We start from the raw sequence: 22,478 nt of genomic DNA, 5'->3' as shown, positions 1-22,478 counted from the left end.
ATCCCAACTTAGTGCAGCGTCACCTAGTTATCCACAGGTTGGCGGTTTTGCCCTCGCGGCTACAGCCCGCAGCGGCCACGCTTAAAGGCATGAGTTATGTAGATATTCCTGAACACCTTCCCGCACATGTACGCAGCTTGAGGGCGCGGCCGGCGGCGGCGTTACCGGAGGCACACTTAAGCGTAGCCTCCCGGACGTCTGCCGCCCTCCAGCACGCGGTGGCGCAGTGGTCCGAGACGCAGCAACTTAGCGATGCCACCGTTTCCCAGCACCTGCGCAGCCTCCACTCCTTCCTAGACCGCAGCAGCGCGCTCGATTCCTCACTGGCTGCGAACTTGGGGAGGGCGCGATGAATTTATCCACTGCCCTGCGCCACAGCGCTGCGCAGCTTACTGCGGATCACTCTGGACTGCAAAATCACTATGTGGATTCGCACCACGATTGGCGGTCGCTATCGCTGGGTGGACCCGCGGGCGTGGCGGCGCGCTCCAGTTTGGCGGAGGCCACCGAGTGGCTGAGTAGCCCGCTTGGGGAAATGGAGCGAGTCATCGAGGTGCTTGACCGGCATGCGGACCTGCAGGCCTGGCGCGAGGGAGTGGAGGCGCGAATCATTTCCTTTCTGGGCAAGGTCGATGAGTTTTCTGGCCCCGCCGCGCTGGCTGGTGGCGTGCTGCTGCGGGAGGTGCGTGCGCTTGGCGATGCCCTCGACTGGCTCTGCGCCCAAGAAATCGACGCCCTCTGCACGCCCGCCGGGGTGGAACCACCGCAGCGGCTCGAGGATTTTGCCGATCTCCCCCTCGATACCATCCACGAGATCAACCTCGCCCAAGCCAGCGACCGCGTGGCGCAGCTGGCCGCGGATAACCCCGATATGCGCATCGTCGAAACCAGCCCCGGCCGGCTGGTGGCGCTGCTGGATCCGGAGGGTTTTCGCACGGAACCAGCGTCTGTGACCACGTTCGTTGAAGGCGTGCATTCCTCCGACCCCACCACCTGGCAGCGCGCCGTGGACCGCGGCCGCAATATTGCCACCGCAAGCGGTGGGCCGGCCGCCGTGTGGTTGGGCTACCAGGCCCCGTCGAGCTTGCCGCGCGCCGTGCACGCCGATCCCGCGCGTGCGGCGGGGCAGGAGCTGGCGCGGTTTCAGCGGGGCATCGGCAAGCGGTATCCGGGCGCAAAACGAACGGTGGTGGGCTATTCCTATGGCTCCGTCGTGACCGGATACGCGGCGCGCGAGAAGGAAATCGCTTCCGATATCGTGCTGGTGGGAAGCCCCGGCACGAGCGCCCAGCATGCCCGCGAACTGCACGGCACCGTGTGGGCGGCGACCAATGACAATGACCCCATCGCTATCGCGACGGGGCCACTGAGCGGAATCCACGGCCCGGATCCCACCGTTCAGTCCTTCGGTGCCGCTCCCCTCCCCGGCGCGGATGGCCTGCCCGGGGACCACGGGTCTTATTGGGAGGACCCGCAGTTTCTGCGCGGACTAGGCACGGTGGCTGCCGGGGAATCCAGACCGGATTAACGCGGGCTGTGGGGGCGCCGGTTGTGGGAACGCCAGTTGGGGGCTTAGAACAGGCCTGCGGGGGCGTCCGAGTACGAGACCAGCATGTTCTTGGTTTCCTGGTAGTGGCCGAGCATCATCAAGTGATTCTCGCGGCCCAAGCCGGATTCCTTGTAGCCGCCGAAGGCGCTGTGTGCCGGGTAGTCGTGGTAGTGGTTGACCCACACGCGGCCGGCCTGAATATCGCGCCCGGCGCGGTAACAGATGTTTTGCTGGCGCGACCACACGCCGGCGCCCAAGCCGAAGTTGGTGGTATTCGCGATCTCGATGGCCTCGTCGTAGTCCTTGAACGTCGCTACAGAGAGCACCGGCCCGAAGATTTCCTCCTGGAAGATGCGCATCTCGTTGCTGCCCTTAAATACCGTGGGCTCGATGTAGTAGCCGTTTTCGAGGCCCTCGACCTTGTTCACATGGCCGCCGGTAAGCGTTTCCGCGCCTTCTTCTGGGCCGATCTTGAGGTACTCGGTAATCTTGTCCATCTGCTCCTGGGAGGCCTGGGCGCCCATCATGGTTTCGGTATCCAACGGGTGGCCGATCTTGATCTTCTTGACGCGTTCGATGGCGAGCTCTAAGAACTTATCGGCAATATCCTCATGGACCAGGGCGCGCGATGGGCAGGTGCAGACCTCGCCCTGGTTGAGCGCGAACATGACGAATCCTTCGACGCACTTTTCCAGGTAGGAGTCATCTTCATCCATGATGTCCTTGAAGAAGATGGACGGCGATTTACCGCCGAGCTCCAGGGTGACCGGGATGACCTTGTCTGCGGCGGCCTTATTGATGAGCTTGCCCACTGGGGTGGAGCCGGTAAACGCAATCTTGGCGATGCGGTCCGAACCCGACAGTGCCGCACCGGCTTCCTCACCCACGCCGTTGACGATATTGAGTACGCCATCTGGGAGGAGGTCACCGATGATATCCATGAGCAACAAAATGGATGCCGGCGTTTGCTCCGCAGGCTTGAGCACGATGCAGTTACCAGCGGCTAGGGCCGGTGCGATCTTCCAGGAAGCCATGAGCAGCGGGAAGTTCCACGGGATGATTTGGCCAACCACGCCGAGCGGCTCGTGGAAGTGGTAGGCCACGGTGTCTTCGCTGATCTGAGACAGGCGGCCCTCTTGCGCGCGGATGGCGCCCGCGAAGTAGCGGAAGTGGTCAACGGCCAGTGGGATATCGGCGGCCAAGGTCTCGCGGACGGCCTTGCCGTTTTCCCAGGTTTCCGCAACGGCGATCTTTTCGAGGTTCTCTTCAATCCGGTCCGCGATGCGGTGCAACAAGAGTGCGCGCTCTGCTGGAGTTGTCTTGCCAAAGGTTGCAAACGCCTTTTCCGCGGCATCGATGGCCGCATTGATATCGGCTTCCTTGCCGCGGGCCACCTGACAAAATACTTCACCGGTCACGGGGCTGATGTTGTCCATATATTCGCCATCGACTGGCGGTACCCACTTGCCGCCGATGTAGTTGTCATAGCGGTCGCGGTAATTGACGATGGCCCCTTCGGTTCCGGGCGCTGCGTACAAAGTCATGATGGTGGTGTCCTCTCGTGCAGAAATTTCGACTGTGGGGTTTGCCGTGTTTGGCGCGTGCCACTACAGGTGTTCTACTGTGTTGTAGCTCACCTGCTTTCCCGTCATAGTAATGCACTTTTTTGCATTTCGCACTAAATAGGGGTGGGAAATTAACATTTCTTCACAGACCAAAGTCTGGTTGTGCGGGTGCACCAGCGTCCGGGTGAGGGTGCAGCGGCCTGCGAGAGGGCGCGGGAACGGTAGGGGCCGATGGATCCCGAGAGGTCACCGCGTGTGAACCGAGAGAGCGAGGGACTCTTGGGCAGCAATAAACCCTCCATACCCGTGCGGGCGCTAGGCCGCGGCAAAGGTTTGGAGGGTTTAAATTGAGGTTTCTCGTCCGCAGGACGAATTAGGCGGTTTAGCTGGTTTAGCCGCTGCCGTTTCGGCGGTTGCGCTTGCGATCGCGCGCGGTGCGCGGGCTCCACATCACTACGGAGGTAGACCGCGGAACGTGGACGAGCTCACCGCTGCGTTGGGAACGCCCCGGGACCTGCGAGCCTTGCGGACCTTGCGCGCCGCGGGTGTACTGCCCCTGTGCTTGGGGGTGTTGTGCCCCCGAGCGCTGCCCGGCAGCAAGCTGATCGCGGAGGGCACGGACTTCATCGGCAAGCGCATCGCGCTCGGCCTCTAGCTGGTCGCGTTCTTCGGTTAGCTCGATGATGGATTTGATGCCGGCGAGATTGACTCCATCGTCTTGCGACAGCGCCTGAATCTTGCGGAGCAATTCAATATCGCGATCCGAATAACGGCGGCCCCCGCCGCGGGTGCGGGCCGGGGAGACCAAACCCATGCGGTCATAGGTGCGCAGGGTTTGGGCGTGCATCCCGGAAAGCTCGGCAGCCACGGAAATGACGTAAACGGCGGTGCCGGAGCCTTCTGCCTTTCCAGTACTCATTGTGCAATGCACCTCCTGCCTTAATTGCTCTCCGCGCCGGCCCAGCCTGCGCGGGGATTAAAGCCAGAGTCCTTTTCGGCTTGTGCATAGGTGCGCAGAGCGCTGGAGGCCGCTGCATCGAGCTTGGAAGGCACGGTGACCTGCACGCTCACCAAGAGGTCGCCAGCCTTGCCGGCGCGCTTGGCAATGCCACGCCCACGCACGCGCAGGGTACGGCCATCCGGGGTACCGGCGGGAATCTTCACGCGGACCGGGCTGTCCAAGGTGGGAACCGTGATGGTGTCACCAAGGGCGAGCTCGGCAAACGAGACAGGGACGGTGATGTGGATATCGTCGCCGTCGCGGGTAAAGACCTTGTCAGGCTTGACGGTGACCGCAACGAAGAGGTCACCGGCCGGGGTGCCATTCGGTCCGGCCTCGCCTTGGCCAGCGATGCGGACCTTTTGGCCGTCAATGACGCCGGCGGGGATACGGACCGTGATATTCCGGGTGCGGTGCACCGTTCCGGAGCCGTTGCAGTCTGGGCACGGATCTGGGATGCGGCGGCCCGTGCCATCGCAGTCCTTGCACGGGGCGGAAAAACCGAACGCACCGCGGTTTTCCGAGGTGTACCCGGAGCCATTGCAGGTACCACATGTTGAGGTCTTGCCGGAGGAAGAACCCGAGCCGTGGCACGTGGTGCACGGCGCGTTACCGCTTAAGGCCAGCGGGATGGTGGTCCCCTTGGCGGCCTCGCGGAAATCGAGGGTTATTTCCGTTTCGACGTCGGCCCCCCGCGACGGTTTAGCTGAGTGGCCAGCACTACCGCTGCGGTTGAAAACGCTACCGAAGATATCCCCAAAACCGCCGCCTTGAGACGATCCTCCAGTGGCTCCTCCGAAGAGGTCCGAGAGGTCGAAGTCTTGCGCACCTTGTCCACCCATGTTCGTGGATCGAAACCCGCCGGGAAAGCCGGCGCCTCCGTTCCGTCCGAAGCCACCGCCGTTGCGCAGCATGGCCTTGAACTGGTCGTATTCCTTGCGTTCGGAGGCATCGGAAAGCACATCGTATGCTTCCGCAACCCGCTTGAACCGGTCCGCTGCCGCGGGGTCATCGGGGTGGGTATCGGGGTGGTTTTCGCGGGCAAGCTTGCGGTACGCGCGCTTGATCTCGCTTTGGTCTGCGGACGAGGAGACCCCCAGATCCGCATAATAATCTTTGTCTGCCCATTCGGGTTTAGCGCTCACTGGGCATCTCCTCCTTTCAAGAAGAATCGGTTGTAGTTAGTAAAAAGGGCGCCAGGGGAAGTTGAACCAGTCAGTTCCCAAGGCGCCCATTTCCCGGATTAATCGGCTTGTTCGGTGCCTTCCGAACTGCCGGAATCCTCACCGGGGTCCGCGATGATAACCAGCGCGTTGCGCACCAGCCTCTCACCTACGCGGTAGCCCTGGCGCAGCACGGTGCCAAGCACCTGCTCATCGCCGGAGGACAAATCTTGCACGGCCTCATGCATCTCTGGGTCGAAGGGTTCCCCCTCTTCACCAAAGGCGGTGAGGTTGTGCTGCTCTAGGCCCTTGCGGAGCTTATCCGCAACCGCCTTGAGCGGGCCCTCCAGGTCACCGTGCTGCTTGGCCAAATCGAGGTCATCAAGAACCGGCAGCAAATCACTAATGACCTTTGCCTTCGCGGTCTCGATAACGGATTGGCGGTCACGCTCGGTGCGGCGGCGGTAGTTGGTGTATTCCGCATTCAGACGCTGGAGGTCTTCCGTGCGTTCTGCCAACTGCGCCTCCACATCGTTGGTGGCAGCACCGGTGGAGGTGGGCTCATCGCCCTCCGCCTCGGCTTCGACCTCATCGGCGTTGACATCAGCCAGCGCGTCTTCGAGGTCAGCATCAAGGGTGGGATCCAACTTGGCTTCTTCGGAGGCATCAGCCTGCGCGTCGTTGGCAGCCTGTGCTTCCTCGGCCTTTTCGGCGGCAGCCTCAGCGCGGTCAGCCGAGGTAGCCTCCGGATCCGTGTTTTCCGGGTCGCCTGGGTTTTGCGGCATTCCGCTGTCCTGAGTCATTACTTGTCGCCATCCTTGTTGTCGTCGGAGTTCTGCTCGTCTTCGTCCACAACTTCAGCGTCGACCACGTTGGGGTCGCCCTGTGCAGCGCCGGCGTCAGCAGCACCCTCAGCGCCGCCCTCTGCAGCCTGTGCCTCGTAGATCTGCTTGCCCATCTCCTGGGATTCGGTGGACAGCTTCTCTACTGCGGACTTGATGGCATCGAGGTCATCGCCCTTCAGCGCCTCGTCCACGGCGTCAGCAGCCTCGGCGACCTTGGTCTTGGTGTCCTCAGAGACCTTGTCCTCGTTGTCCTCCAAGAACTTGCGGGTCTGGTAGGAGGTGGACTCTGCGTTATTGCGCAGTTCCTGCTCCTCGCGACGCTTCTTGTCTTCCTCAGCGTGCTGCTCGGCATCCTTGACCATGCGGTCGATCTCTTCCTGGGAAAGGCCAGAGCCTTCCTGGATCTTGATGGTGTTTTCCTTGCCGGTGCCCTTGTCCTTGGCGGTCACGTGGACGATGCCGTTGGCGTCGATGTCGAAGGTGACCTCAATCTGGGGCACACCGCGAGGTGCCGGTGCGATGCCGCCGAGTTCGAAGGAACCAAGCAGCTTATTGGCGGTAGCCATCTCGCGCTCACCCTGGAAGACCTGGATCTGCACGGAAGGCTGGTTGTCTTCTGCGGTGGTGAAGGTCTCGGACTTCTTGGTCGGGATGGTGGTGTTGCGCTCGATGAGCTTGGTCATCACGCCGCCCTTGGTTTCAATGCCGAGGGAGAGCGGGGTCACATCGAGAAGCAGCACGTCCTTAACCTCACCGCGCAGCACACCTGCCTGGAGGGCAGCACCCACTGCAACGACCTCGTCCGGGTTAACGCCCTTGTTCGGGTCCTTGCTGGTCAGCTCCTTGACCAGGTCAGATACGGCCGGCATACGGGTGGAACCACCGACCAGCACAACGTGGTCGATATCGCCAACGGAAAGGTCAGCATCCTTGATGACCTGGTTGAACGGAGCCTTGGTGCGGTCCAGCAGATCCTGGGTGATCTTCTGGAACTCGGTGCGGGTCAGGGTCTCGTCCAAGAACAGTGGGTTCTTGTCGGAGTCAACGGTGATGTAAGGCAGGTTGATGTTGGCCTGCTGGGAGGAGGACAGCTCAATCTTGGCCTTCTCTGCAGCCTCGCGCAGACGCTGCACGGCGCGCTTGTCCTTGGTCAGGTCAACGCCCTGGGAGCTCTTGAAGCGGTCAACCAACCAGTCAACGATGCGCTGATCCCAGTCATCGCCGCCCAAGGTGTTGTCACCTGCGGTAGCCATAACCTCAACGACGCCATCGCCGATTTCCAGCAAGGACACGTCGAAGGTGCCGCCGCCCAAGTCGAAGACCAGGATGGTCTGCTCTTGCTCGCCCTTTTCCAGGCCGTATGCAAGTGCGGCCGCGGTGGGCTCGTTGACGATGCGCAGGACGTTCAGGCCGGCAATCTGGCCAGCTTCCTTGGTGGCCTGACGCTGTGCGTCCTCGAAGTATGCAGGGACGGTAATAACGGCGTCTGTAACATCCTCGCCCAAGTAGGACTCTGCATCGCGCTTCAGCTTCATCAGCGTGCGAGCGGAAATCTCCTGGGAGGTGTAGTCCTTGTCATCAATGTTGACGGTCCAGTCAGTACCAATGTGGCGCTTGACGGAGCGGATGGTGCGGTCCACGTTGGTCACGGCCTGGTTCTTGGCGGACTGACCAACCAAGATTTCGCCGTTCTTAGCAAACGCTACAACGGAAGGCGTGGTGCGGGAGCCTTCGGAGTTAGCGATAACGGTGGACTCGCCACCTTCCAGTACGGAAACGACGGAGTTCGTCGTACCCAGGTCAATACCTACTGCGCGTCCCATGGTTCATTCTCCTTTTTATCGAGTGCAGTTAATAAAGTTGATTGTCGGTGACTCAACTTCTCGTTGCGTCCGTGCGCTACTCTAACAGAAGTTGCGAACTCGTTCATAAATTCTTGAGCCCGTGTCACTCAATCTTCATAACCTCCCACACTCAAATCTTATTCCCACCGACTCAACTCTCCTTAAAAACTATCCCCCTTTTCCCAGTTCTTAGCCTCAAACCCGTGTCCCTCTTCTACATCAAGCTGGAGCGACCCACCTTTTGAAAAACAAACTCTGCCACGCCCAAAAGCTACCCAAAGGGTCGTAAAAAGGTGGCCAAAAGTTACCTCACAAAGGATCCAAAAGAGGCTTGGCAGGCGTATTTAACTCGCACATACTGGAAACCACAGCAGCCACTGATGTGGTTGCTACCCAGAGAGAGATTGATTTGTAGTTTCACTCCGCCAACTCGAAAGGAAACACCGATGCTCGGTACCCTCGTAAACCTCAGCTCCGCCCTCGACTTCGAGGCAATCTTCAAGGCCATCAAGGGCATTGCTGAACTGTCCTCCGAGTCCAACTCCGACTCCGCAGGCCTGTCCTCCGTATTCGAGGGCCTGTCCTCCAAGGACAACGCTGACGCTGCTACCGAAGCCGCAGCTAACGCTTAAGTAAACCTTCGCGTTTACACTCCTTCATGAAGACCGACTAAACCCCGCACTTTTCCATGCAGGTTTTAAACCTCGCACCGGAAGGTGCGGGGTTTAGTTGTTTTCATTTGCTGGTTTCACGCTTCCAGGCCTTAAGCTAGGTGCGAGACGCCACAAGCCCTTTCATAACTATTCAGTCTGAGCACCAAAGAAGCGCATTCCACCGTGACTTTCACCCCACCACCTCCATTTCGCCACCGCCTTCGCGCGGCGATGCCCCTACAGCGCACCGCAGCGCTGATCGCCATCATTTGCTTGGCCCTTACCCTTTTCGCCGCATTCCTCACCCCAACTAAACACCAACTTTCAGCGGCAATTGTCGGGTTAATTTTGACGGCCATCACTACATCTGCCTATCGGTACCCGAAGACAATGGCAGTGGGTTTTCTGGCAATTTGGATTATTGCCATCCTTACCGTGGGAATCCCCTACGCCAGTTCCGTTTTCTTAGCCCCAGTATTCCTTGCCGTATTCGCTTTCCGCAGCACCAAATGGCAGTCGATTCTTCTTTGCGTAGTGTTTTGGCTGGTAGGGCTGGTAGATCCTAGTACGTTGCGGCTAGTCCTCAATCCAACACCGGCACTGGTCTGGGGAATTTTCTTGGTCATTAGCACCTTCATCGGTAGCTCACTTGCCCATTCCGCACGGCGCTATAAAACCGCCATGGTGGAGTGGAATAACGATGTCAAGCGCCGACAGTCCGACCTAGCTGAAACCCTGCATAACTCGGCAATTTCCAACCTTACCGTCAATACCATGCAGCTAGAAGCGCTCAGCTTGGAATACGCCAGCACACCGGAGCTCAGCCGCCGCCTCGATGAATTAAGCGATGCAATGCGCTCGTCGATGTCTGAAATACGCGCTTTAACTAAAGTCTTGCGTTCCAATATTGACGGCATCAACGACGAATTCAGTTTTAAACAAGCCGCACGCCCTACAAGCCTTGCACAGGTACTGGCCTGGGAAGAAGGACAGCTATCAAAGCTCAACCGCACTCCAATTATCAACGTAAGCGGAGAAGATTTTTGCCCCCAGTTTTCCCCTTCTGTTCTTGACTCGGTCGTAGCCATCACCAGGGAGGCTTGCCTCAACGCCGTCAAGTACTCGCCGCCTGGGGCGGAAATTACCGTATCGGCGCAACCGCATTTGGGATGGACGATCCTTACTATCTGCAACCCTATTGCCAAGCCAACGAGCACCACACCGGAGACCTCCTCCGGCATAGGCATTAATTCGATGACGCGCCTCGCAGCAACTATCGATGCCCGGTTTGAAGCAGGTCAGGTCGACGATCACTGGGAGCTCACGCTGGCACTGCCCCCGTCTGCGCATGAACAACGTTAGTTTGTTCACCTTCGCTGGCAGCGCCACCATCCCTTTACTACACTTACGTATGTTTCTTATAAATCCGGTTTTTATATAAAAGGAGTCGTGCCATGCAGGCTGCTCTCGCTAGCTTTCTCACGCCCCTCATGCTGTCCGCCTCTCTCTTCGGCGCAGACCTCACCCCAGGCGATCTCCCACAAAATAACAAGTACGAGTCTTCGGCAGAGCTCGTCTTTGGCTGCCCAGCCCCATGGTGCTTCAAGTAAAGACTTCGCTGCTCTTAGTCGATGATGATCCACTGGTCATCGAGGCACTCGGCCACTATTTCGCTGCGGCCGAAGATATGGAAATCATCGCTGTCGCAGAAAATGGGAAAGCCGCATTACAGCAGCTAGAACAGCACGATGTCGATGCCGTCATCGCGGATATTCATATGCCGGAGATGGACGGCACAGCGCTGCTGCGCGAGCTAAATGAGCTGCCTAATCCGCCGGTATTCATTGCTATGACCGCAATGGATAATGACGACACCCTAAGGGAAGTCCTATCCAATAAGGCGGCAGCCTATATCCTCAAAAGCTCGAAGCCAGCCTACATCTTGGACACGGTACGCGAGGCCGTCCGCGGTGGCACGGTCGTAGCTCCCCAACCATTAACGCGCTTATTCCAACAAATGCCCGAGTGGAGCGAAAACGATGCTCAATCCCCGTCTGCGGTTTCCACCCCTGAGCACCATATTTCGCCTGCTCAAGCGCAGATTCTCGATTTAGTGTGCGAGGGAAAATCCAACGAAGAGATCGCAAAAAGCACGCACTATGCCCCGGGAACGGTAAAGAAATACGTTTCTAGCCTGTTAACGGAATTTCACGCCAAGTCTCGTCTTGAACTAGCGGTCAAAGCACTAAAAGCGGGGTACGGCAAATAGCTGCATAGGCGCGAATGGCGCCTGCCCCCAATCGTGGCCCCACCCCCTCAAAACCCCACATGCTGGGGTTTTATTTTTTACCTTTTTACCCCCACGGACGATTTCCCTAACGAGACTAGCATCACTATATCGACAACCCTATAATTGACTTCACAGACAACTACATAGCATTTCCCGCGCATCAATCGGCCGCATTCGGCCGGTGATGCCCATGCTAGGACCGGAATAGGAAACCACTACTGGGCTTTCTTTCCTGCCCCTAGCTCCACATCGCCACAGTGTAGAAAGCAGGTGAGTGTTGAACACCAACTTGGCACGCGTCCGCCGCCATAGCGACAGGCCCCCGGTCCCCACTACCGGTAGCACTATGGCTTGTTGATTCGCTTGGCTTGAACCACCGAGCAGCGGCGCGCGCATCCCGCGTGTTCCACTCATTGCCAAGTATGCGGAGTCCTAATCGCTCGCATGCTTTCCAATTTCCATAGACTTACCAGCCACTTTCTGCCCCCGGCGCTAAGAGTCACAGAACAAAGGCCACACCGCGGTGTGGGTTGGCCACCAACCTGGAAGTACACGTTTCGAAAAAGAGGTTGAATTTCACATGACTTCTCCCGCATACACCCGCACGCCACTATCTGATGATGTTGAGGCCGTACTGCCCGCCGCCATTAAGCGGGCGCAAGGCTGGCTCGATTCCACCGCAGATGAAAAGGACAAGGCCACCGAGCAGCTCGCGGAGCTGTTGCGCGATGACAATGGCGTGAAGTTCACCATGGACTTCGTTGACCGCGTCATGCGCCCAGAGGATAACAAGGTCGCGGCCAAGGCACTGAAGGATATTTCTTCCCAGTACGATCCTTCCTTCTTGGGCAGCATCAATGGCGCGCTCGTCGGTGCCGGCGGTTTCTTCGGCCCGATCCTGCCTAACCTAGTCATGCCGGTAGCGCGCCTGTACATGCGCAAGATGGTTGGCCACCTGGTGCTGGACGCGGAATCGGATGCGCTCAATGACACCCTGGAAAAGGCCGCTGCTTCCGGCGAGCAGTTAAATCTCAACCTTTTGGGTGAGGCCGTGCTCGGTGAAGAGGAAGCAAAGTCCCGCGCGCGCCGCACGCTGGACCTCATCAAGAACCCGCGCGTGACCTACGTATCCGTCAAGGCGTCCTCGATGGTGGCGCAGCTGAATAACTGGGACATCGGCAGTTCCGTGGAGCGCCTGAAGGACCGCCTGCGCCCGCTCTACCAGGAAGCCGCACGCCGCAACCCACAGGTCTTTATCAACATGGACATGGAGGAATACCACGACCTCCACCTGACGCTGCGCCTGTTCAAGAGCCTGATGAGCGAGCCGGAATTCAAGAATCTGGAATCCGGAATCGTGTTGCAGGCTTACCTGCCCGATACCTTCGATGCCCTCCAAGACATCGCGGAATTTGCCAAGCAGCGCGTGGCAGAGGGCGGCGCCAAGGTCAAGGTGCGCATTGTAAAGGGTGCCAACCTGTCCATGGAAACCGCTGAAAGTGAAGTCCACGACTGGCCGCTGGCTACCTACACCAATAAGCTAGACGTAGACGCTAACTACTACCGTCTGCTGGATTACATCCTGCAGGAGGAATTCGCAGACTGCATCCGCATCGGTGTGGCCAGCCACAACCTGTACACCATCGCCATGGCCTACGAGCTGGGTGTAAAGCGCGGCGTGCTGCACATGCTGGATTCTGAGATGCTGCAGGGCATGTCCCCGGCGCAGCAGGCAGCGGTGCGCAAGGTTTACGAAGGCCGCCAGATTCTCTACACCCCGGTGGTGCACGCGGATGACTTTGACGTCGCCGTGTCCTACCTGGTGCGCCGCCTGGAGGAAAACTCCGCGCCGCAGAACTTCCTCTACGCCCTCTTCGCCCCGGGCGAGGAGCCGCTGGCAAGCCAGGAAGAGACCTTCCGCAAGGCCGTTGCCAAGCGCTGGGATACCTTCGCAGGATCGCGCCGCACCCAGAACCGCCTCGAGGATTCCGGGCGTCAGGCACCGGATTCAGGTCGCTTCAGGAACGAACCTGATACGGACCCGGCAATTACCCCGAACCGCACTTGGGCCAAGCGTGCGCTTGCAAATGACCCTGGTGAGCACGGCGTCCAAGAGGTCACCGACCCGTCTGCTGTTGAAAGCTACGTCGCCCGCGCCAAGGAGCTGGGCACCGAATGGGGCAAGCGCCCCGCCGCAGAACGCGCCGCAGCCCTGGACGCCGTCGCGGACCAGCTGGCCGCCAAGCGCGGAGACTTCATCTCCGTAGCCGCTTATGAGGCAAATAAGACAGTCACCCAGACTGACCCTGAGATCTCGGAAGCCATTGACTTCTGCACCTACTACGGACAATCGGCTCGCTTCTTGGAAGAGGCACACTCCGAGTTCCACCCGCACACCGTCACCGTGGTGACCCCGCCGTGGAACTTCCCCATCGCCATTCCTACCGGCGGCATTGCAGCTTCCTTGGCGGCGGGCTCGGCGGTCATCGTCAAGCCTGCTCCCCAGGTGGTCCACTGCGGCAAGATGGTGGTTGAGGCCTTCCGCACCGCTTTGGAGGCAGAAGGCCTGGACCCGGATCTGGTGCAGCTGGTGCTTACTGATGAAGGCGATGCCGGCAAGGCCCTGCTTTCCCACGATGACGTGGACAACATCATCTTGACCGGTGCATCCGATACCGGTGCGCTCTTCCGCTCCTGGAAGCCCAAGATGAACCTGATGGCAGAGACCTCCGGTAAGAACGCGCTGGTCATCACCCCGGCCGCCGACCCGGACCTAGCCATCCAGGACCTGTACAACTCCGCCTTCGGCCACTCCGGCCAGAAGTGTTCGGCCGCTTCGCTGGTGATTTTCGTCGGCGCTGCGGGCAAGTCCAAGCGCCTGCGCGAGCAGCTGCTGGATTCCGTCAAGACCCTGAAGCCTGGCCCGGGCTATGACATCACCACCACGATGAACGGCCTGGCTGAAAAGCCGAGCGAGAAGCTGCTGCGCGGCCTGACCCAGCTGGAGCCGGGCGAGAAGTGGCTGCTGAAGCCGGAGAAGCTCAACGAAGAGGGCACCCTGTGGTCCCCGGGTATTCGCGATAATGTCCAGCCGGGTTCTTGGTACCACAAGAATGAGTGCTTCGGCCCCATCCTCGGCATCATGTACGCCGATACCTTGGAAGAGGCCATCGCTTGGCAAAACAGCACCGGCTATGGCCTGACCGGCGGCATCCACTCTCTGGATGACAAGGAAATCGAGTACTGGATCGACAACGTTGAGGTGGGCAACGCCTACGTCAACCGCGGCATTACCGGCGCGATTGTCCAGCGCCAGTCCTTCGGTGGCTGGAAGAAGTCCGTCATGGGACCGGGTGCGAAGGCCGGCGGCCCTAACTACGTAGCCCAGATGGGCACCTGGACCGATGGCGAACTCAAGCCGCGCGACGTGGATATCGCCCCAGCCAGCGTGAAGATTCTGCAGCGCCTGCGCGATGAGCTTTCTGATGAGCTCAGCCAGGACGATCTGGAATGGCTCTGGCGCGCCGCCGAGCTGGACCGGATTGCGTGGCTCGAAGAATTCGGCCGCACCCACGACCGCACCGCGCTGGTTTCTGAGGCCAACCGCTTCCGCTACCGCCCGCTGCTAACCAAGCTGCGCATCCGCGTGGGCGAGGACTACAAGCTGCGCGATGTCGCCCGCCAGGTACTGGCTTCCGGGATTACCGGCACCGAGACGGAAATCTCCGCCGCCCCAGAGGTTGCCGCCCAGCTGCAGGAGCTCGGCTTCGACGTGAAGTCCATTTCTGATGGTTCCTTCGCTGCCGCCGTGGCCAATGACGAGTCCTCCCGCGTGCGTGCCCTCGGCACCGTACCGGATTCCGTCTACGAGGCAGCGGTGCGCTCCAACTCCGTGGTACTGGACCAGCCCGTGCTTGCCGATGGCCGCCGTGAGCTCATGCCTTACCTCCTCGAGCAAGCAGTCTCCGTGACCATGCACCGCTTCGGCATCATCCGCAACGTGGGCAACCTGCGCGACTAATACGCCGATTGCTGCCCGTCGCGGCAGATTGAGTAAGCGCCCCACCTTCTCCCGCTTTCTTGCTGGGAGTTGGGTGGGGCGCTATCTTTTTCTCTGCTTTTCCTGCGCTATCCCTAGGTGGTTTCCTGTGGCATAGTAGATGAATGACTACGCCAGATAACCACTCCCCTAACGGCACCGGGCAACACTCGGGCCAGAACTCGGCGCAGCGCCCGCAGTACCCGTCGGCGCTCGAGCAAAACTCCGTCAACCGCAAGACTGACGCGAAGAACCCCTATATCGCACCGCTAGTTTCCCCCGATGATTCCCAGTTGGGCGCGGAGGTAGCCACCGCCGATCCCGCCGATCGCGATAATAAGTCCGCCGTGCTGGCCAAGGACTTCCGCAGCATGGCCAAGATTTCGGTGTGCTTCATCCTCATCGCGGCAGGATTGGGCTTGGCGGGGTTCCTGCTGCGCTTTATTTGGGTGGGCCTGCTGCCGGTTATCCTCGCCATCTTGGTCTCGACAGTGCTTTATCCAGTTAGCGCTTGGCTGCGTTCTAAGGGCTTTCCCCGCACACTGGCAGCGGTCACGACACTTTTAGGCTTGGTGGTTATTTTCGGCGGCATCTTTGCTGCCATGGCGCCCATGGTCACCGCACAGTCCAAGGTGCTTATTAATGAGGCCGAAGCCGGCATCATGCAGCTAACCAAGATGGTCAATGATTCCCCACTGGATATTCAGGTGGACCAACTGCAATCGGTCTTTCAAGACATCGTGAGCTTTGCCAAGGGCCAGGCCTCCACCATCGCCACCGGCGTGCTTTCTGGTTTCTCCATGGCCAGCTCCATTGCGGTAGCCACCGTTATCATGCTCTTTATCACCTTCTTCATCATTAAAGACGGCGATAGGTTCCTGCCCTGGCTGCGCAAATACACCGGTAATTCCGCTGCCTGGCACATCACGGAACTTACCTCCCGCGTGTGGAAGACGCTGTCTGGCTTCATTCAGGCCCAAGCCCTAGTCGCGCTTGTCGATGCCGTCTTCATCGGCCTCGGCCTCTGGGGCCTCCAAGTCCCACTGGCACTGGTCATCGCCGTCATCACTTTCTTCGCCGGCTTTATCCCCATCATCGGTGCGGTCACCGCCGGCGCCTTGGCTGTCATCATCGCCTTGGTATCCAACGGCCTGACCAATGCGCTGCTCGCGCTGGCGCTAATCATCATTGTCCAGCAGGTAGAAAGCAACGTCCTCCAGCCCATCCTGCAGTCCAAGGCCATGGGCCTGCACGCGGCCATCGTCTTGCTCTCCATCACCGTGGGCTCCACCCTGGCCGGCGTCGTTGGCGCTTTCCTCGCCGTGCCAGTCGCCGCGACCATCGCCGTTGTCCTGCGCTACCATGCAGAAATGGCCGCCCTGCGCGCCGGCGAGGTTTCCCCCGATGACATCGAAATCGTCACCGGATCCAAGTCAGTATCCGAAGACGACGAAGCTGAGGATGCGGACAATACAGACCCCGAGGCCGAGCGCACCGGCGAAGAAGGCGACGGCGAGATCCCCCTCGAAGAGTCTCCTCGCAAAAAGGTAAAGCAGCTTTTCGCGGCCATGAGCCCGCTAACTTAAAACCGCCCTTCCTCCGCCGTGCGAGACGGCGAGGAAGGCAATGGAGGCATCGGCTAGCGCAAGAAGCCTAAATCGGCCGCGGCAGCGGCCAACTGGCGGGCGCTGCGGTCCAAGACGCCAGCCCAGGTGCCCATCGATTCCTCATTAGCGGAATCAGAAACCTGCTTCAGCAGCGTGCAAGGCACACCAAAGCGCTGGCAGGTAGCGGCAATAGAATAGCCCTCCATATCGCATAGCTGGGCTTTTTTCACCAGCTCATTGCGCAATGCGGTAGTAGAGACAAACATGTCACCGGTGGCCAATCCGCGTGCCGGGAGCTCGCCGGAGGTCTCCAGCTCGATGAATTCTGGCAGAAGGTAACGGCTGATATCGGTCAGCACTTCTAGCTTGAAATCGTGCTTGGTTGCTTTATTGATCTCGAAGACGCCATCCATGCCATCGACAAGCGCGCCCGCCGTTCCGATATTGACCACGCGCTCAGGCAAAGCATCGTTTGCGCGAGCCTCTGCCAATACTTCGGTCAGGCAAATCGCGGCTGGAACCGTGCCGATACCGGTAATGAGCAGCGCTTCACCGTCTGGAATGTGCGCAGCTTCGGCGTCCACGGCCGCCACGAATAATGTTCGTCCAGATAAATTTTCCATGCCTGCGACAATACCTGCACCCCACGTGGTCGCTGGACTCGCCGGCACAGATGCTTGTCCTTCTGCACCGCTGGCATCACTGTTTTCGGCGGCACCCGAGTTACAGAATTCCAGCGACAAGCCCCAATGTCCCAGCTATGGTTTAAGGACAGCCCTTTCCCATATCCCCACTATTTTCTGCTGCGCTTTAGTCTAAGGAATCTCTCGTGAGTAAGTACAACCCTTCGCAGGAACCAGAATCATCCCCCGCCGCACAAGCAAGCTCGTCGCCAGACGCTGGGCCGCGCGCAGAGGCCCAAGAAGGCACCGAAAAAAGTAAAGGCAAGCGGGTCGCGATGATCACCATCACCATCATCGCTGTTATTGCCTTGGTGGCGGGAGTGACCTTTTCCTTTAATAGACCGGCCAGCTCTAGCGATGAAACCGCGGAGCCCGCATTTTCTGATTTACAACAATATTCCGCTAAGAATGCACCCGGTTCAGAGGAAACTGAATCCACCGCCACCGCGGACGGATCTACGCCTCAAAAGCAGGAAGAGCCTGCTTCTACGGAAGAAAAATGCGGCACTTACTACGGGGAAGCGATTAGCCAGCTCCATCGGCCCATCCAATTATATTGCGATGACAGCTGGCTGTATGTAGCCGAGTCTGGCACCTCGCATTTCTCGCTCTTCCAGTGGAGCGGCAACGGCTGGGATGGGCTGCGGCCGGATGGCATGATCCATCCAGCGGAAATTTCCTGCTATACCCGCGGCAACTTGGAGAAAGAAAATGTGCCAGAAGATCTAATTGAGGAAATTGAGCCATGCTAGTAACAATCCGCCTAGTTACTAGGAGACACCCACCGTGACGAAACCCAACTTTTTAATTGGCCATAAAGCAATGAAAGTCGCGCTACAAATTCGACCAAGATGAACTCATGCAAAGGAGCTCCCTCGTTGACTACTAATAATTCTTTGGGTCAGCCGGATCCCTCTCAGCACCAACCGTGGAATTCCTCTTCCCCTACCGGAGATTCCACAGGCAATACTGGGAAAAGTGGCAAGGCCACACGCTTGGCGATGATCGTCCTCGCAATCATTGCCATCATCGCAATCACCGCCGGTGTCACGTGGGCGCTCACGAATAGCAGCGATTCTGCTGATTCCACTGACGCCGATGCCTTTGTCCCCGTCACCACGTCTCAAGAGGAAAACAAAGATGAGGACGCAGCCGCAGAGAAACCTGAACCTGCGACGAAGACGACAACGGAGACCCAGATCCGCTCAGGCCAATCCACTGGGAATGATCAATGCGATGGCCGCTACATCATGATCGTCGAGTCTGCCATCATTCCCGTGGGCGAGGTTCCGTCAGCAGAGACGCAACGCGTGCAAAACAAATACCCGGGTTCCAAGATTCTTTCCGGCAATGCCTGTAGTTCTCTCCGCGGCCAAGTCGACGGAGGCACAGCATATGCGATCTACTTCGACGCCGGCCACAGCGTGGACAAAGTCTGCGAACTCAAGGCTGCGTACGGCGGCAACGCCCGATCCCTAAATAACAACGCAGACTTCAGCGATCCCTGTTAAGAGGGGGCTTCTGCCTTTCAGCGCTGGCTCTCATGAAGTGCGCACCACAAATGTCTACAGCTACCGCGTGCTTCTCGGTTGCTGTAGACGTTTGTGCGCTTGGTGCACGAGCCTTAGCGCAAGCGGTGGCCTACGAAGCCGGCGGCCAGGGTATTGCCGGAGGATTGATCAATGAGCAGGAAATTTCCCACGGCGCCGCGGGCGGCGTAATCCTCCACGGGCAGTTCGGCCTGGGTCTGGATGGTGATATGGGCGATATCGTTCATAACAACGGCCTCAGGATCATCAACGTCAGATACGCCATCGAGATCCAAGGTGTGGGAAAGAGCAGCAATGCGGGCCTTGACCAGGGAGGAACCATAGCGCAGCTTGAGCATCTGACCAGGTTTTAGGTCTTTTTCGGTAAGGCCTACCACCGTGGCATCGAATTCCCGGGTGGCCGGGGGACGCTGGGCGCCGGCGAGGAGATCGCCGCGGGTGAGATCGACGTCATCGGCAAGCAGTAGCGTCACCGAATCACCGGCAGCGGCCGAGGAAGCTGGCCCGTCGGCGGTATCGATCTGGGTGACGGTGCTGGTGCGGCCTTCGGGCAGGTGTACCGTTTCGCCCACGGAGATGGCCCCGGCCTTCACGCGGCCGGCGTAGCCACGGTAATCGGTGGCGTGCTCGCGGATTACGTACTGGATGGGAAAGCGAAAGTCCAGCTCATCGGCGCGTCCGGTGGCGACGGGGATGGTCTCGAGCACCTCAAGGACGGTGGGGCCGGTGTACCAATCCATGGTTGTAGAGCGCTCGACCACGTTATCGCCCTTGAGCGCGGAAATGGGCACGACGGTGGTATCGGTAATGTCTAGGCGCTGGGCAATCTTATGGAATTCGGCCTCGATATCGCGGAAGACCTGCTCGTCATAGTCCACGAGGTCGATCTTATTGACGGCTAGGACGACGTGGCGCACGCCCAGGAGCGCGGCCACGTTGAGGTGGCGGCGGGTTTGTTCGACGACGCCGTGGCGGGCATCGATAAGCAGCACCACCACCTGCGAGGTGGACATGCCGGTGACCGTATTGCGGGTATACTGCACGTGGCCTGGGGTATCGGCGAGGATGAAGGTGCGCTTATCGGTGGCAAAGTAGCGGTAGGCCACGTCGATGGTAATACCTTGCTCGCGCTCGGCGCGCAGGCCATCAACAAGCAGGGAAAGATCCATGCCATCGAAACCGCGATCGGAGGAGGAACGCTCCATGGACTCGACTTGGTCCGCGAGCACGGACTTGGTGTCATAGAGCAGCCGGCCGACGAAGGTGGATTTGCCGTCATCAACGGAGCCGGCGGTGCATAAGCGCAGGGTATCACGCTGTTTGAGGGTGCCGACATTTGGCGCGAGGGTAGTCGTCATCAGAAGTAGCCTTCCTTCTTGCGGTCTTCCATGGCGGATTCGGAAAGTTTGTCATCGGCGCGGGTGGCACCGCGCTCAGACAGGGTGGAAATGGAGATTTCCGCGAGCACCTCATCGGGGCTGGAGGCGGTGGAGTCGACGGCACCGGTGCAGGACATATCACCGACGGTGCGGTAGCGCACGGTGCGGGTCTCTAGCTGCTCATCGTCTTTCGGCCCGCCCCATTCACCTGGCGAAAGCCACATGCCGCCGCGGTTGAAGACCTCGCGCTGGTGCGAATAATAAATGGGCGGCAGCTCGAGCCCGCGCGCGCCGATGTATTCCCAAATATCGGATTCGGTCCAGTTGGAGATGGGAAAGACGCGCACGTTTTCGCCGGCCATCTTGCCGCCGTTGTACAGATCCCACAGCTCGGGACGCTGGCGGCGAGGGTCCCACCCGCCGAAGGAATCGCGGATGGAAAAGATGCGTTCCTTGGCGCGGGCGCGCTCCTCATCGCGGCGGGCCCCGCCCAGCACGGCGTCGTACTCGCGCTTGGCGATGGTCTCTACCAGCGGCACCGACTGCAGCGGGTTGCGCGTTCCATCGGGCCGTTCCTGCAGCTCGCCACTATCGATCCAGTCTTGGACGTGGGCGACGTGGAGGCGGGCGCCGGATTCCGCAACCAGGTCATCGCGGAATTTGATGACCTCGGGGAAGTTATGGCCGGTATCCACGTGGAGCAATTCAAAAGGCACCGTGGCCGGGGCGAAGGCGCGGCGGGCCAGCTCGAAGACGACAACGGAGTCCTTGCCGCCGGAAAAGAGGAGGCCTACCTTATCGAATTGCCCGGCCACCTCGCGCAGGATGTGGATGGATTCATTTTCTAGGTCTTGTAAGTGTGGGGAAAGTGTGCTCATTATTCGTGTAACCCGCATTCTGTCTTGCCATCTCCAAATACTCGCCCGGAGCGGGCGTCCTCACCGTCGCCGACCGGGAAGGTCAACGGCGCATCGCCGATGGACCGGTATCCCTGCAGGGTCAGCGGGTGGATGATGAGGTCATTATCTGCGATGTACTGATCGGTATCGTCCAAGTTCCAAGTGATAATCGGCGAAATCTTTAACCGCCCAGTGCGGTCCAGGCTGAGCGCCGGGGCGTGGGCGCGGTGCTCGGAATCGGCCCGGCGCAGGCCCGTGACCCATCCGGCATAAGGGTCCATGGCCATATTCAGTGGCTCCACCTTGCGCATGCGGTTATACGCGGCAGTATCGCGCGCGTACAGGCGCGGGCCGTACACCTCATCTTGCTCTTCGGGGCTCAGCAGCGGCAGTACGCGAACAAGGGGGAGATCCGGGTAGCGCTTATCCACCTCTTCGGCCACTTGGAGGGTTTCTGGAAAGTGCCATCCGGTATCAATGAAGAGGAGATCCGCTGCGAGCCCGGCGCGGTGGGAGAGCTCTGCCAACACGGTATTTTCCATGGACATGGTGACCGCAAGCCGGCCAGGGGCGTGCTCGGCGGCCCACTCGGTGATGTTTTCTGCGGATTCGTAGGCGAGCTTATCCGCCCATTTGTCCACTAGCTGTTCATTGCGCGCGGCCACCTCGGTGGAAAGAGGCGCGGTATCGCGCGTGCCTTCGGGCGAGATGTGGGGATCGCGGAAGGGCTTTCCGCCATCCAGCAGGTTCGTCGTTGGGTTCATGAGCTCACACACTAGGCAACCCTGGCACCTGACGCAGCACGTTTTTCCGGAAACGGCGCTGAGCTTGGCCAAAGGGAAGAATAAAATGTTTTATTTCTGAACCAAGCTGACTAGATTTTTAGACAATGTAGTCTATAGCGGGCCTACCGGATTTGCCCGAGGAGGAACTTTTATGCAGCGTGTTGCCATCATTGGAGAAGGCCCTGCCGCCTTATCCACCGCGGAAAGACTTCTGAGCGCCGGTATGTGCGTAGACCTCATCTCAGAAAAAACTGCACCGTTCGGTCTACTTCGCCGGTTCGCGGGGCTTGCCGGGGTGCTCGAGGAGGCTGTGCCGCACGAGTGCGCACCGGGTACTACTCCGCGGCTGCGCCTACTGGGAAACGTACGCGTGGGAGTAGACGGCGATATCAACCATAACGAGGTCCACCAGTTGGCCGCCCACGGTGACCGCGAGCTCATCGTCATGGAATTAAAAGCCCGCGGCATTCCCGTCACCACGTGGGAGGGACTCTGCACGCCAATCACGGATTTTGAGGACTGGACCAGCGTCATCGCTCAGGCACAGCTGGCACACGTCTTGGTCTAGATTCGGCCTTGCGGGCAGGTACCGAACGGGCAGGTACCAAAAATAAATATCGTTCGCCC

At 59.5% G+C, this 22,478-nt stretch carries 20 protein-coding genes; 11 read left to right on the top strand and 9 right to left on the bottom strand.

Going from position 1 to position 22,478, the window contains the following annotated elements:
- Positions 1-89 precede the first annotated feature (89 nt).
- Together ABRP95_RS07910 and ABRP95_RS07905 are read left to right on the top strand one after the other, a co-directional pair.
- Entirely contained in the window at positions 90-353 is a 264-nt protein-coding gene (locus ABRP95_RS07910) for a hypothetical protein (protein WP_349839198.1), read from the top strand.
- Positions 350-1,528, top strand: coding sequence for an alpha/beta hydrolase (locus ABRP95_RS07905; RefSeq protein ID WP_349839197.1), 1,179 nt, complete (start codon positions 350-352; stop codon positions 1,526-1,528). Before ABRP95_RS07910 ends, ABRP95_RS07905 begins: the two co-directional genes overlap by 4 nt.
- Positions 1,529-1,572: 44 nt before the next feature.
- On the opposite strand, the gene exaC is transcribed toward ABRP95_RS07905, so the two are convergent.
- From exaC to dnaK, 5 genes are all read right to left on the bottom strand, one after another.
- Entirely contained in the window at positions 1,573-3,093 is a 1,521-nt protein-coding gene (gene exaC, locus ABRP95_RS07900; RefSeq protein ID WP_284770424.1) for an acetaldehyde dehydrogenase ExaC, read from the bottom strand.
- A gap of 412 nt (positions 3,094-3,505) precedes the next feature.
- Positions 3,506-4,033, bottom strand: a complete 528-nt coding sequence (locus tag ABRP95_RS07895) for a heat shock protein transcriptional repressor HspR (RefSeq protein ID WP_284770423.1) — start codon at positions 4,031-4,033, stop codon at positions 3,506-3,508.
- 20 nt (positions 4,034-4,053) lie between these two features.
- A complete protein-coding gene (gene dnaJ / locus ABRP95_RS07890; protein WP_284783087.1) occupies positions 4,054-5,259 on the bottom strand; it encodes a molecular chaperone DnaJ in 1,206 nt (401 codons plus the stop codon).
- A 98-nt stretch (positions 5,260-5,357) separates the two neighbouring features.
- A complete protein-coding gene (gene grpE, locus ABRP95_RS07885; protein WP_005279390.1) occupies positions 5,358-6,080 on the bottom strand; it encodes a nucleotide exchange factor GrpE in 723 nt (240 codons plus the stop codon).
- The gene (gene dnaK / locus ABRP95_RS07880; RefSeq protein ID WP_349839196.1) at positions 6,080-7,945 is read right to left on the bottom strand and encodes a molecular chaperone DnaK; all 1,866 of its coding nucleotides are present in this window, start codon (positions 7,943-7,945) and stop codon (positions 6,080-6,082) included. The genes grpE and dnaK overlap by 1 nt, the downstream gene beginning before the upstream one ends.
- A 467-nt stretch (positions 7,946-8,412) precedes the next feature.
- Between dnaK and ABRP95_RS07875 the strand changes: the two genes are divergently transcribed.
- The 6 genes from ABRP95_RS07875 to ABRP95_RS07850 all read left to right on the top strand — a co-directional run bounded on the left by ABRP95_RS07875 (position 8,413) and on the right by ABRP95_RS07850 (position 16,534).
- Positions 8,413-8,598: a hypothetical protein gene (locus tag ABRP95_RS07875; protein ID WP_284770421.1), complete on the top strand. Its 186-nt coding sequence runs from the start codon at positions 8,413-8,415 to the stop codon at positions 8,596-8,598.
- Positions 8,599-8,802: 204 nt separating this feature from the next.
- Positions 8,803-9,981 (top strand): sensor histidine kinase, encoded by a 1,179-nt coding sequence (locus ABRP95_RS07870; protein ID WP_349839195.1) that lies wholly within the window; start codon positions 8,803-8,805, stop codon positions 9,979-9,981.
- 92 nt (positions 9,982-10,073) lie between these two features.
- Positions 10,074-10,229, top strand: a complete 156-nt coding sequence (locus ABRP95_RS07865; RefSeq protein WP_023024136.1) for a hypothetical protein — start codon at positions 10,074-10,076, stop codon at positions 10,227-10,229.
- A complete protein-coding gene (locus ABRP95_RS07860; RefSeq protein ID WP_239270011.1) occupies positions 10,214-10,888 on the top strand; it encodes a response regulator in 675 nt (224 codons plus the stop codon). Before ABRP95_RS07865 ends, ABRP95_RS07860 begins: the two co-directional genes overlap by 16 nt.
- Before the next feature lie 601 nt (positions 10,889-11,489).
- Positions 11,490-14,930 (top strand): bifunctional proline dehydrogenase/L-glutamate gamma-semialdehyde dehydrogenase, encoded by a 3,441-nt coding sequence (locus tag ABRP95_RS07855; protein WP_284783089.1) that lies wholly within the window; start codon positions 11,490-11,492, stop codon positions 14,928-14,930.
- A 143-nt stretch (positions 14,931-15,073) separates the two neighbouring features.
- A complete protein-coding gene (locus ABRP95_RS07850) occupies positions 15,074-16,534 on the top strand; it encodes an AI-2E family transporter (protein ID WP_349839194.1) in 1,461 nt (486 codons plus the stop codon).
- A gap of 53 nt (positions 16,535-16,587) precedes the next feature.
- Here the strand turns inward: ABRP95_RS07850 and ABRP95_RS07845 are convergent, their stop codons facing one another.
- The gene (locus tag ABRP95_RS07845; RefSeq protein ID WP_296089662.1) at positions 16,588-17,178 is read right to left on the bottom strand and encodes a nucleosidase; all 591 of its coding nucleotides are present in this window, start codon (positions 17,176-17,178) and stop codon (positions 16,588-16,590) included.
- 206 nt (positions 17,179-17,384) lie between these two features.
- Here ABRP95_RS07845 and ABRP95_RS07840 point away from each other — a divergent pair, with 206 nt between their 5' ends.
- Together ABRP95_RS07840 and ABRP95_RS07835 are read left to right on the top strand one after the other, a co-directional pair.
- A complete protein-coding gene (locus ABRP95_RS07840) occupies positions 17,385-17,990 on the top strand; it encodes a hypothetical protein (RefSeq protein ID WP_349839193.1) in 606 nt (201 codons plus the stop codon).
- Between the two features lie 126 nt (positions 17,991-18,116).
- Positions 18,117-18,749 carry a hypothetical protein gene (locus ABRP95_RS07835; RefSeq protein WP_296089659.1) on the top strand — a complete coding sequence of 211 codons (633 nt, stop codon included), beginning with the start codon at positions 18,117-18,119 and terminating at the stop codon, positions 18,747-18,749.
- A gap of 113 nt (positions 18,750-18,862) precedes the next feature.
- Here ABRP95_RS07835 and ABRP95_RS07830 read toward each other — a convergent pair whose 3' ends face one another.
- From ABRP95_RS07830 to ABRP95_RS07820, 3 genes are read right to left on the bottom strand one after another with little or no spacing between them, the layout of a single operon-like run.
- Positions 18,863-20,146: a sulfate adenylyltransferase subunit 1 gene (locus ABRP95_RS07830; protein ID WP_349839192.1), complete on the bottom strand. Its 1,284-nt coding sequence runs from the start codon at positions 20,144-20,146 to the stop codon at positions 18,863-18,865.
- Positions 20,146-21,045, bottom strand: a complete 900-nt coding sequence (gene cysD / locus ABRP95_RS07825; protein ID WP_349839191.1) for a sulfate adenylyltransferase subunit CysD — start codon at positions 21,043-21,045, stop codon at positions 20,146-20,148. Before cysD ends, ABRP95_RS07830 begins: the two co-directional genes overlap by 1 nt.
- The gene (locus tag ABRP95_RS07820; RefSeq protein WP_284770411.1) at positions 21,045-21,830 is read right to left on the bottom strand and encodes a phosphoadenylyl-sulfate reductase; all 786 of its coding nucleotides are present in this window, start codon (positions 21,828-21,830) and stop codon (positions 21,045-21,047) included. The genes cysD and ABRP95_RS07820 overlap by 1 nt, the downstream gene beginning before the upstream one ends.
- A 172-nt stretch (positions 21,831-22,002) precedes the next feature.
- Between ABRP95_RS07820 and ABRP95_RS07815 the strand changes: the two genes are divergently transcribed.
- The gene (locus ABRP95_RS07815) at positions 22,003-22,419 is read left to right on the top strand and encodes a methylenetetrahydrofolate--tRNA-(uracil-5-)-methyltransferase (protein ID WP_349839190.1); all 417 of its coding nucleotides are present in this window, start codon (positions 22,003-22,005) and stop codon (positions 22,417-22,419) included.
- Positions 22,420-22,478 lie beyond the last annotated feature (59 nt).

Source organism: Corynebacterium sp. KPL2895, assembly GCF_040225815.1.
In the GTDB taxonomy this organism is placed as follows: domain Bacteria; phylum Actinomycetota; class Actinomycetes; order Mycobacteriales; family Mycobacteriaceae; genus Corynebacterium; species Corynebacterium rhinophilum.
Note: the sequence above shows the minus strand (reverse complement) of the source record. Positions and strands in the feature narration are given on the sequence as shown.

Excerpts from the sequence above, each read along its gene's own strand:
- ABRP95_RS07875 (WP_284770421.1), top strand. The coding sequence starts at position 8,413 with ATGCTCGGTACCCTCGTAAACCTCAGCTCCGCCCTCGACTTCGAGGCA.
- ABRP95_RS07855 (WP_284783089.1), top strand. The coding sequence starts at position 11,490 with ATGACTTCTCCCGCATACACCCGCACGCCACTATCTGATGATGTTGAG.
- exaC (WP_284770424.1), bottom strand. The coding sequence starts at position 3,093 with ATGACTTTGTACGCAGCGCCCGGAACCGAAGGGGCCATCGTCAATTAC.
- dnaK (WP_349839196.1), bottom strand. The coding sequence starts at position 7,945 with ATGGGACGCGCAGTAGGTATTGACCTGGGTACGACGAACTCCGTCGTT.
- ABRP95_RS07830 (WP_349839192.1), bottom strand. The coding sequence starts at position 20,146 with ATGACGACTACCCTCGCGCCAAATGTCGGCACCCTCAAACAGCGTGAT.
- ABRP95_RS07895 (WP_284770423.1), bottom strand. The coding sequence starts at position 4,033 with ATGAGTACTGGAAAGGCAGAAGGCTCCGGCACCGCCGTTTACGTCATT.
- ABRP95_RS07905 (WP_349839197.1), top strand. The coding sequence starts at position 350 with ATGAATTTATCCACTGCCCTGCGCCACAGCGCTGCGCAGCTTACTGCG.
- ABRP95_RS07865 (WP_023024136.1), top strand. The coding sequence starts at position 10,074 with ATGCAGGCTGCTCTCGCTAGCTTTCTCACGCCCCTCATGCTGTCCGCC.
- ABRP95_RS07850 (WP_349839194.1), top strand. The coding sequence starts at position 15,074 with ATGACTACGCCAGATAACCACTCCCCTAACGGCACCGGGCAACACTCG.
- ABRP95_RS07910 (WP_349839198.1), top strand. The coding sequence starts at position 90 with ATGAGTTATGTAGATATTCCTGAACACCTTCCCGCACATGTACGCAGC.
- grpE (WP_005279390.1), bottom strand. The coding sequence starts at position 6,080 with ATGACTCAGGACAGCGGAATGCCGCAAAACCCAGGCGACCCGGAAAAC.
- ABRP95_RS07820 (WP_284770411.1), bottom strand. The coding sequence starts at position 21,830 with ATGAACCCAACGACGAACCTGCTGGATGGCGGAAAGCCCTTCCGCGAT.
- ABRP95_RS07815 (WP_349839190.1), top strand. The coding sequence starts at position 22,003 with ATGCAGCGTGTTGCCATCATTGGAGAAGGCCCTGCCGCCTTATCCACC.
- cysD (WP_349839191.1), bottom strand. The coding sequence starts at position 21,045 with ATGAGCACACTTTCCCCACACTTACAAGACCTAGAAAATGAATCCATC.
- ABRP95_RS07845 (WP_296089662.1), bottom strand. The coding sequence starts at position 17,178 with ATGGAAAATTTATCTGGACGAACATTATTCGTGGCGGCCGTGGACGCC.
- ABRP95_RS07860 (WP_239270011.1), top strand. The coding sequence starts at position 10,214 with ATGGTGCTTCAAGTAAAGACTTCGCTGCTCTTAGTCGATGATGATCCA.